General features: G+C 35.3%; 9 protein-coding genes. 3 read left to right on the top strand and 6 right to left on the bottom strand.

Going from position 1 to position 10162, the window contains the following annotated elements:
* The coding region (locus CQA44_RS10115; RefSeq protein WP_220272156.1) for a DUF2828 family protein at positions 1-1068 on the top strand (1068 nt) is incomplete at its 5' end.
* 113 nt (positions 1069-1181) lie between these two features.
* Here the strand turns inward: CQA44_RS10115 and CQA44_RS13290 are convergent.
* The 5 genes from CQA44_RS13290 to CQA44_RS10095 form a co-directional block, all read right to left on the bottom strand.
* Positions 1182-1310 carry a hypothetical protein gene (locus tag CQA44_RS13290; RefSeq protein ID WP_258865003.1) on the bottom strand — a complete coding sequence of 43 codons (129 nt, stop codon included), beginning with the start codon at positions 1308-1310 and terminating at the stop codon, positions 1182-1184.
* Positions 1311-1370: 60 nt separating this feature from the next.
* A complete protein-coding gene (locus tag CQA44_RS10110) occupies positions 1371-2567 on the bottom strand; it encodes an MFS transporter (protein WP_115547122.1) in 1197 nt (398 codons plus the stop codon).
* 49 nt (positions 2568-2616) lie between these two features.
* The gene (locus CQA44_RS10105; protein WP_115547121.1) at positions 2617-2823 is read right to left on the bottom strand and encodes a hypothetical protein; all 207 of its coding nucleotides are present in this window, start codon (positions 2821-2823) and stop codon (positions 2617-2619) included.
* A gap of 2612 nt (positions 2824-5435) precedes the next feature.
* Complete coding sequence (locus tag CQA44_RS10100) at positions 5436-5669, bottom strand: hypothetical protein (RefSeq protein ID WP_115547120.1); 234 nt, start codon at positions 5667-5669, stop codon at positions 5436-5438.
* Between the two features lie 202 nt (positions 5670-5871).
* Positions 5872-6186, bottom strand: a complete 315-nt coding sequence (locus CQA44_RS10095) for a BspA family leucine-rich repeat surface protein (protein ID WP_408941389.1) — start codon at positions 6184-6186, stop codon at positions 5872-5874.
* 83 nt (positions 6187-6269) lie between these two features.
* Between CQA44_RS10095 and CQA44_RS12650 the strand changes: the two genes are divergently transcribed.
* Positions 6270-6431, top strand: a complete 162-nt coding sequence (locus CQA44_RS12650) for a hypothetical protein (RefSeq protein ID WP_181881865.1) — start codon at positions 6270-6272, stop codon at positions 6429-6431.
* A gap of 358 nt (positions 6432-6789) precedes the next feature.
* On the opposite strand, the gene CQA44_RS10090 is transcribed toward CQA44_RS12650, so the two are convergent.
* Positions 6790-7845 (bottom strand): type I glyceraldehyde-3-phosphate dehydrogenase, encoded by a 1056-nt coding sequence (locus CQA44_RS10090; RefSeq protein ID WP_115547118.1) that lies wholly within the window; start codon positions 7843-7845, stop codon positions 6790-6792.
* A gap of 145 nt (positions 7846-7990) precedes the next feature.
* On the opposite strand from CQA44_RS10090, the gene CQA44_RS10085 reads away from it, so the two are divergent.
* The coding region (locus tag CQA44_RS10085) for a metallophosphoesterase (RefSeq protein ID WP_147289785.1) at positions 7991-10162 on the top strand (2172 nt) is incomplete at its 3' end.

Below are 10162 nucleotides of genomic sequence, written 5' to 3'. Positions count from 1 at the left end.
CCCTCAAAAGCGATGAGAAAATATGCTAAGGCATTTAGGAGGAATGATAAGGAGCGTTTAGAGGCATTTTATGAGGCAGTGAGCGCGGGTAGGGCAAAGCTTAAAACAGGCACACTCACGCCTTTTGATATTTTACGCGAGGTGCTAAAAATACTTGATAATCTTTCAAGAGAGGGCGATTCACAAGATTATCATCGCTTAGAATCTCGCCCTTATCGCATTAGCGAGGAAGCCCTCTCAAGGCTCAAAGAGCTTGATATTGCGTGGCGGAATCTCCCTGATATTTTTGCTTATCATAAGGATTTAGCAAGTGATTTAGAGAATCTACAACCCCACGCACCACAAAAAGATAATATCCAAGAAAATATCTCTGCACCACAATGGGAAAAGAGTAGATTTTTGCAAAAAGATAATGTCCCTCATTTTGTGCCTAGCACACAGAAGATGGCTTCAAGAACTCTCAATGCCATAGTCGCCGCCGATGTGTCTGGTAGTATGTATGGCGAACCGTTAGTTTGCTCTATCGCCCTTGCAATTTATATCGCACAGCGTAATAAGGGCGTGTTTCATCATCATTTCATTGATTTTTGCGGAGATTCTCAAATACACGATATTAGCGCATTAGAAAAGATTTATGAAATTGCAATGTATGTGAGGGATTCTTCACGTGATATGAATACTGATATTAACTCTGTTTTCAAGGCTCTTCTCAAAGCAGCCAAGCATTATAAAGCCCCTCAAGAAGAGCTGCCAAAATATATTATCATTATCTCGGATATGGAATTTGATGCTTGCGGGGGAAATGAGACAAACTTTGAATTATGGCAACGCAAATTTCGCTATGCGGGGTATGAACTGCCCTTGATTGTCTTTTGGAATGTCCATTCTACAAGCACTATAATGCCCGCACTAAGCAGCGATAGAGTGTTGTTTGTGTCAGGGAGAAGCCAAAATGTCTGTCAGAGCATTCTTAACATTGACCGCTATGAGCTAAGAGGGCAAGAGGAAATAGCAATGTTATTGATTAATGACGCGCTCAAGGGCTATGAACTAAAGGTGATAGATTAAATTTGTTCTGCCGTAAATGGCTTCATCATCTTTTTGCTCTCTTGGTTTTACTACCTCATTTTTGCTTCGTCATAGCAGAGGCTTCCTCATCAGTAAATGATTTCCACATCTTTTTATTCTATAAGCTTTATCATCTCATTTTTGCTCCACCTTGCACCGCTAAACCTTGTTTTACATAGAGGTTCTATAAGCTTTATCATCTCATTTTTGCTTCGCCATAGCCATCTCCATAGCTCATTCACAGAGCCTTATTCTAATGCTCTTATATTCCTCTTATCGCTCCTTATAGCCTTAAGCTTAATTCAAGCACTCTTTATCTTTAGCCTTGCATACACAAAACTCACTAGTAAAATCACCCCTACCCAAATCAAAAATTCATTCCTTAATCCAAAATAATGCACCATAGGCGTAGTGATAAAAGGCGAGATAAACTGCCCAAAGAAAATGCAGCTTGCAAGCACGCTATAAGCCCTAGCCCTTTTGTGTGCGGGTGCTAGAGAAAAGAGATAGGCAGAATTATTTGTTACAAGCAATCCTCCTGCCACGCCAAAGAGAAAGAGGCTAATTAGCACGATAATAAAATTTGCAAATAAAAAGACTAATAAAAAGCCCAAAGCCTCTAAGATAAGCCCAAAGATATAGATTTGCTTGATGTTTAAAACTTTTGCAAAGTCCTTGTAAAGATAGCAAAAGATTCCATAAGAGAGCGTAGGCGTAGCCATCGCCACCCCAATATATTTAGAATCTAATCCTAGCTCTTCTATATAATGAGGGAATTGAATTGCCGCAAGATAATAAATAGCCATTATGAAAAATCCTATAAAATAGATAGGCAAAAAAGGCTTGTATTGCATAGGTTCTTTAGGGATATTTGCCTTTTTCTTTTTATTTACTCTAGGCTCAAACAAATAAAAAAGACAAAAAATAAAAATCGCAATGCCGCTACTATAAACGATAAAGACATAACGCCAAGAAAAACTCGCTAAATAGCCTCCAATTATAGTAAGGATTGCTCCCCCTATCGCTAAGACAAAGCCTTGCAAACTCAAAGCCCTATCTTTTCTCCCCACCCCTACTGCGTAATAATCCCCAAGCAAAGCACTTGCCGCAGTGGTAATAAAAGCAGTGGCAATGCCAAAAATACAGCGACTTATGAGTAATGTATAAATGCTATCCATAAAGCACCCGCTAACCCCAGCAATAATCCACACTATCATCGCAGGATAGAGAAATCTTATTTTCCCAAATCTATCCATTAAAACTCCCGCTAGAGGCGAGAAAAACACCACAAATAAAGCAGGGATTGTCAGCACAAGCCCTGTTAATGTCTCAATATGAGGTGTATTGATAAAATGCTTGCTAATAGCAGGCAGGGCAGGTGAAATCACTACCGAGCCAAGCACGGTCATCATTGCCGCAGAAAATAAAGCAAGCTTAAACATAAGACGTTCGCTTAAATGTATGATTTTTTTATCAAGTTTTGAATGCGTATTCTCCATTTATCTCCCATACAAATCAATAATCAATCAATAATCAATCAATAATCAATCAATAATTAATCAATAATAAATCAATAATAAAGTTAAAATCAACTAAAATTATATTAAGTAAGCACCTTTCCCCTACGCCATACCCGCCATTTTGTGAAATTTCTAAGTCAAAATCCCGCGTCATAGACTTTTGCAATTCTTGAATATAAAAATAGTCATTTGTAATACCTTGTAATGCCCTCTCATATTTTTGCTTAAGCAACATTACTAGCTAAGTTAAGATGAATGATAAAAAGGCTCTAGCCACTCTTTAATTTTAGTATTTTTATCATAAATATTCAAAGCTTCCTTACTAATAATGAGATTCTCAATCCCTTAAGAATAGCAAAAGAAAAGAGTGGATTTTTCAATTTTGTCCTCTCTGTAAGGTATTATCTTGTCATACTGAGCTTTGTTTGCAAAGCGAAGTATCTCTGAATCCTCAAACTTGACTTAGATTCTAAGCTTAAATTTACACTTGTCATTGCTTAAGGCTTTAGCCGAAGTATCTTAAAGATTCTACGATAAGAGATTCTTCAGCCTTGCTACGCAAAGCTTCAGAATGACAATTTAGTTTGTCCTCTTTAAAATGTGTTACCTTTCATTGCTTAAGGCTTTAGCCGAAGTCTCTCTCTTTGCAAATGTAAGCCAAATCGATTGTGTAAGCAAAGCGAAGAATCTAACAAAGAATCTCTACAAGATTCTAAAGCTTTACTAAAACTCTTAAAAGCGTTAGCTAAAGTATCTCTAATAGAATCTTTTTAGATTCTACATTTAGCCTAATTTGAAAGTCTTATTAAAGCTCTAGATTCTTTACTATTTTAATTTTTTGTCTCTCTTATTCTCTTTGAATCTTTAGATTCTTTGCTCTTTTTAGAATCTAGTAGGAGGATTCTATGGATTCTTCACCTGCTAAAGCAAGTTCAGAATGACAAGGAAAGAGGCTTGGAATGACAAATAGAATTTTTTAGGGATTCTTCACTCTCTAAAGGAGGATTTTCTGGGTTATTTTTGAATGACAAATAGAATCTTTTGAGGATTATTTACTCTAAAGCAGGTTCAGAATGACAATCTGGTTTGTCTTGTTGTCATACCAAGACCCCTTTTTTGTCATACTGAAGCGTTAGCTGAAGTATCTCTAGTAGAATCTTTTAAGATTCTACACTTAGCCTAATTGAAAGTTTTATTAAAGCTTTAGATTCTTTGCTCTTTTTAGAATCTAGTAGGAGGATTCTATGGATTCTTCACCTGCTAAAGCAAAGTTCAGAATGACAATTTAGTTTGTCCTATTGTCATACTGAGGGTGAAGCCCGAAGTATCTCTAATAAAAAACTTTAGGTTTCTTAAGTCTTTTTTTAGAATCTAGTAGAAGAGATTCTTCACTTTGCTTTGCAAAGTTCAGAATGACAAGGTAAATTTAAACTTTAAGAACAACAAAAGAAAAGAGTAGATTCTTCAGTAATGACAATATTTCCTCTTATTTCTTAACATTTCTCTTTCTATCTTGCCTTGTTAGATTTTTGCAAATCCACCTTAGCCTATTCTTGTGAATCTGGTTTATCCTATTTGCAAGTATGGGCAAAATCCTTTAGGAATTGTGTGAGGAAGCAAAAATCCTCCTTTGTCATGACTTTGGGCAAAGCCCGAAGTATCTCTTAATTATGGAATCTTAGAGATTCTTCACTTTGCTTTGCAAAGTTCAGAATGACAATTTAATTTATCCTCTTTAAAATGTGTTACCTTTTCATTGTTTAAGGCGTTAGCCGAAGTATCTTAAAGATTCTACATAAGAGATTCTTCAGCCTTGCTACGCAAGACTTCAGAATGACAATCTAGCTTGTCCTATTGTCATACTGAGGGTGAAGCCCGAAGTATCTCTAATAAAAAACTTTAGGTTTCTACACTTAGCCTAATTGAAAGTTTTATTAAAGCTTTAGTTTCTTTACTATTTTAATTTTTTGTCTCTCTTATTCTCTTTAAAGCTTTAGATTCTTTGCTCTTTTAGAATCTAGTAGGAGGATTCTATGGATTCTTCACTTGCTAAAGCAAGTTCAGAATGACAAAAAAGGCAATTCACAATCCTTTAAGTATGACAAGGTAATACATTGTAAATAGGATTCTTATCATTCTTAACATAGTAAAGAATCGCCTTGAATATAAAGAGAGGTATTTCGGCTTTTTCAAAGCCTCGCACGAGCGAAGCTACAAGCCCCACTTGCAAATAGGACAATGGGGATATTTCGCTTTATTCACGCCCTCGTACGTGCCTCACACAACTCACCCACACTTACAAATATCACAACGCTCTTATTCTTTCAAATAGGATAAACACTCTTTCCCACATTTGCGAATGGAATAAGTTAGATTGTCATTCTGAACCCTCTTTTAAGAGGGTGAAGAATCTCAAAACAAGTTTATAGTTTATTGTCATTCTTAAGGTTTAAAGCCTCAATTTACTTTGTCATTACTTAAACCTTTAGGCGAAGAATCTAAGATTCTACAATAAGAGATTCTTAAGCCTTGCTACGCAAAGCTTTAAAATGACAAAGGGAATTTGCAAGAGACTTCACAATGATAGAGTAATTTATCCTATTTGCAAGTTTTGGTAAGGGTGTTTATCATACTAAGATTCTAGGATTAAATTTACAGTCTTATCTGCAATGTATTGCCTTATCCTCTTTGCAAGTATGGGCAGAATCCTTTAGGAATTGTGCGAGAAAGCAAAATATCCCTCTTTGTCATTCTGAGCTTTGCAAAGCGAAGCGAAGAATCTAACAAAGAATCTCTACAAGATTTTAAAGCTTTACTAAAACTAAATCAGGTTTAAAGTGTAGAATCCTAAGATTCTGTAATAAGAGATTCTTCACCCTCTAAAGAGGGTTCAGAATGACAAGGTAAATTGAGGCTTAAAGCCTTAAAATAACAATAAACTATAAGCTTGTTTTGAGATTCTTCAGCCTTGCTCCGCAAGACTTCAGAATGACAAGGTGAATTTGCAAGAGACTTCAGAATGACAATCCTGCTTATCCTATTTTTGCGAATCTGGTTTATCCTATTTGCAAGTGTAGGCAAAATCCTTTGAGGATTGTGCGAGGAAGCAAAATATCCTCCTTTGTCATTACTTAAGCGAAGCGAAGTATCTCTGAACCCTCAAACTTGTCATTACTTTGAGCAAAGCCCGAAGTATCTCTAGCAAAACCTATTTACAATAGAATCTTTGCTAAATAATGACAACTTTGAGAGTTTAGCTTAATAATTTTATGATTTTCTTTCATCATTCTTGCCTATACCACTTTGGTGGGTTATCTTGCAAGGGGGAATCTTTAAATATATCGTTCATACTCTCTACATTGCTGACATTCCAAGAATCTAGGGATTGATTAAAGGATTTTGCTTTTGCAAACATACCTATCATAGTAACTACATTACTCATATTCCACGACTTTAGAGGCTGATTGAAAGATTTTGTTTTATAAAACATATTCCCCATATTTTTTACATTACTCACATTCCATTTATTTAGGGGTTGATTAAAAGATTCTGTCTCTGCAAACATACCCTCCATATCTCTCACATTCCAAGATTCTATCCCGCTAAAGTCTTTTCTTTTTGCAGGATTCTTGTAGGTATAGCTTAAGAATAAGGGCTAAAAGAATCTCAAGGATTAAGAGAATGCAAAAAGGGAAAGAACAAACAGAAAAAATAAAGAAAGGAATAAAAGAAACAAATCAAGAGAATAAAAGCCTATATGCTAAAGAACAGAAAAAGAATCTTAATCGCTTAGAAATGAAAAGCATACAAACACTAAGAGAATCTAGCATAAAGACTCAATAGCTTAAGAATTAAAAGAGAACATGAGAACAAATAAATAAAAGCATAAACTTATCAAGATAACATTCTAGCAGTCATTTCCTTTATCTTAGTCTTAAGAATATTCTCAACACACAATCTACCGATATGGAATAATTTACTATAAACTTGGAATAAATTTAATGAGTTTTTAATTGACAAATTATCCAGATTTCCTGCTAAGGCTTTATTAGGCTAAAGTATCAATATTTATCTATACAACCCCCAAATCTTCCATTTGATGTAATACAGACTGACACAAACTACACATTACTTAGGGACATGTTTGACATAAATTACAATCACAACAATACCTTGTTTATTCAGATAAGAACCCCTTAAATCATTGATGCTGTCTATTAATGAATTCTGCCATGTCGAGGATTCTGTTTGCATAGCCTGTTTCATTATCATACCATGACATAATTTTCACCAATTTACCAATCTTAATGCTTAAATCTTGCGCAATAATACTGCTATAAGAGCTACCCAAAAAATCGCTACTCACTCTCTCTTTGGTATCAAGACTTAGAATCCCAGCCATAGAATCTTTAGCATAAGATTCTAAAAGTTCGTGCAAAGAATCTAAATTGACTTCTTCTCTAAGGTAAAAAGACAAATCAGCCATAGACACATCTGCAACAGGCACTCTTAAGCTTTGTCCATGAATTTTCCCTTCCATGCTAGGAAGCACCTTTTTTAATCCAATTGCAGCACCCGTGCTTGTTGGAATGATATTATTAGGCGCGGAGCGCGAGCGTCTTTTGTCGAATCTATGGGCATTATCGAGGAGATTCTGGTCATTGGTGTAGCTATGAATTGTCGTCATGACAGCGTTCTCTATGCCATAATGTTTATCGAGGATGAAGCAAATGGGTGCGATGCAGTTAGTAGTGCAAGAAGCGTTTGAAATAATCTTTTCTCCGTTGTAATGATGAGCATTCACTCCTAACACGAAAGTTGGTGTATTGTCTCTGGGTGGCGCAGACATAATGACTTTTCTTACCCCTTTTGTCAAATAACAAGCCAATGAAGAAGAATCTAAAAATTTTCCACTAGATTCTATCATGACATCAATATCTTGTGCTTGGTTATTGTTATTTTCTCCAAAGTCAATATCTCTGGGATTTGCAGCATTGCGCACAATAATATCTTGCTCTACTTCTTGATTTTCTTTATCAGTATAAACTATCTTGAGTTTCTGTGTTGTTCCCTCATAAAAAACATGGCACTCACAACGATTTCCTAAGCTACCATGTGTCGTATCAAAATTAATGAGATAGGCTAGAATCTCCCATTTTGCAACATCATTAAGAATTTTAATTGTATGCCCCCTACGCAATGCCAAACGCAAGATTGTCCGTCCCATTCTCCCTAACCCATTAATCCCTAATACCATTTTCTAACCTGACTCCAAATTGCACAGAGAATCATAAAAACTCTCAAAGATTCTAAATAAGGCATTATAACCAAAAAATTTGCTAGAATCTTGTAGCATTTTTACACAAATCATTGAAAATATTAACAGGACAAAAGGAGACACATTGAGATATTTATTACTTACACGTGGTATGCCTTTTTGTGGTAAAACCTCGTGGATAAAGCAGTATAATCTTGAATCCTATGCACTAGATTCCAAGGTCTTTAATCGTCTCCTGCAGTCACCAAAGCTTAGCATTGAGGGAGAGAGTTACTTTTATCAATATCATAAGCTTTGCTTTAACATGCTTTTTGAAGCCTTAGAATCTCGCATGGCAAACGGTGAGTTTGTTATTGTTGAGGACTTGCATATTTCTAAGTCTTATTTCAGCAATTATAAAGAATTAGCAAATAAATATCGTTATAAAATCTTGGTTGTGGATTTTAGTGATGTCAATCTTGATGAAATTCTCATGCGAAATGAGGCTGCAAGACAGGGTCAAAATTTAGAGTATCAAGTTTATACTCAAGAAACGCTTTATTCTCTCTATCAAGAAATGCAAGATTCTATCATTCCTATCCCTTGTGAAATCATCAAGCCAAATGACATAGCAACATTACTTCACACAGAACCTTATAACCTTAATGGTTATAAGGCGATTTATCATATTGGGGATATTCAAGGTTGTTTCTGGGTATTGGAGAAATATTTAGGCACACTCAAAGATGATTGTTTTTATATTTTTTTAGGAGATTATATTGATAGAGGATTCCAAAATTATGAAGTGTTAAAATTTCTCTTTGGTCTTATGAATAAGAAAAATGTCCGACTCTTAGAGGGCAATCATGAAAAGTGGCTTTGGCATTGGGCAAATAATGAAGAGGTGCATGCAAGGGAGTTTCGCTTTAATACACAAGTAGAGCTTGAGGAAAAGGGTTTTTTAAAACACGAGGCGAGGAAATTAATAAAGAATCTTACACCCTATTTTTATTATAGATTCCATGATAAATTTGTTCTTTGCACACATGGCGGACTCTCCAATATTCCACAATCCTTGAATCTTTTAAGCGCATCAGAATGTATTTATGGGGTGGGCAACTACACAGATACCGCAGCCGTTACCCATGCTTTTAGTGCTAACACACAAGCAAATTATTACCAAGTCTTTGGACACAGGAATAAAGAAAACTTCCCTTTGGACGTGAGTGAACGTAACTATCTTTTAGAAGGTAAAGTAGAATTTGGAGGGTTTTTACGGACATTGGAACTTAATCAACAAGGATTCCATGATACTAGCATTCGCAACACACTATTTGTTTCGCAAGAAGAAAAGCAGCAAAAAGATAATCTCCAAAAAAGCTGGGATTTTATACGAAGAAGCCATTATATACAGAGTCTCTCACAAGAATCTTATTTAGCATGTGTATTTCAAGCAAAGCATACAAAAGATATACAAAAAGTTTGCTGTGCCTTTAATCCTTGTGTAATTAACACACAAACATGGAGTATTCTAGCTCGCGGAATTGAAGTAGCAAAGCACTTTCCTTCTTCTTATTTGCAAAATACATTATTGGTTAAACAACAAGATAAGGAACAAAATTCCCATAAAGAGAATTCAGGACACAATGACGTATGGCAATCTCACAGGGTTAGTTATCCCTTAAGAGTTTATACTATCAGAACGGGAGAATCTTGCACTCTTAGTTATTATAATGGCAGATTTTATTTTGTGAAAGTGGGGCAGACACTATCCGTTACAGAAAAGATTCCACAAGAAATACGTCTAAGTGAATCTAGCAAGGATACCCTCTGTACTCTTCTTAAAGAATTCAAGACGCATTCTTTTTCTTTGAACCTTATAGAACATTATCGTGGCATAGATTTGCTAGATTGTCCGTATCCAACTCAACCTTTTACATTAATCAATGTTTTTGCCAATTCTTTAGAATCAAAAGAGGCGAGCCTTGAATCTCTCAGTCAAATTGCCAATCTTTTAGACATAGAAATAAAAAAGCCCCATTGTGTTTGTGAATCTCAAAATGATTTACACAATTTATGGCAGAAAATTAATGCACGTAATCTTATGAATGAAAGTTCCGTATATAAAGATTATGTTAGTAATACGCCAGCTATAAAGCTATTAGATTCTATGAATTTAGATTCTCAACAATCTCAATATTTACATTATTTTTCGACACTTATAAAACAGCAACCCTATCTCTTTGGGAATCTTTTTGCAATAGATGCAAATGACAACTCTTATGAGCTAGATTCTCTTATCAATAGAGAATACAGG

It is taken from the genome of Helicobacter sp. MIT 14-3879, assembly GCF_003364125.1.
The sequence above is the reverse complement of the archived record's forward strand: the minus strand, read 5'-3'. Positions and strand labels throughout refer to the sequence as shown.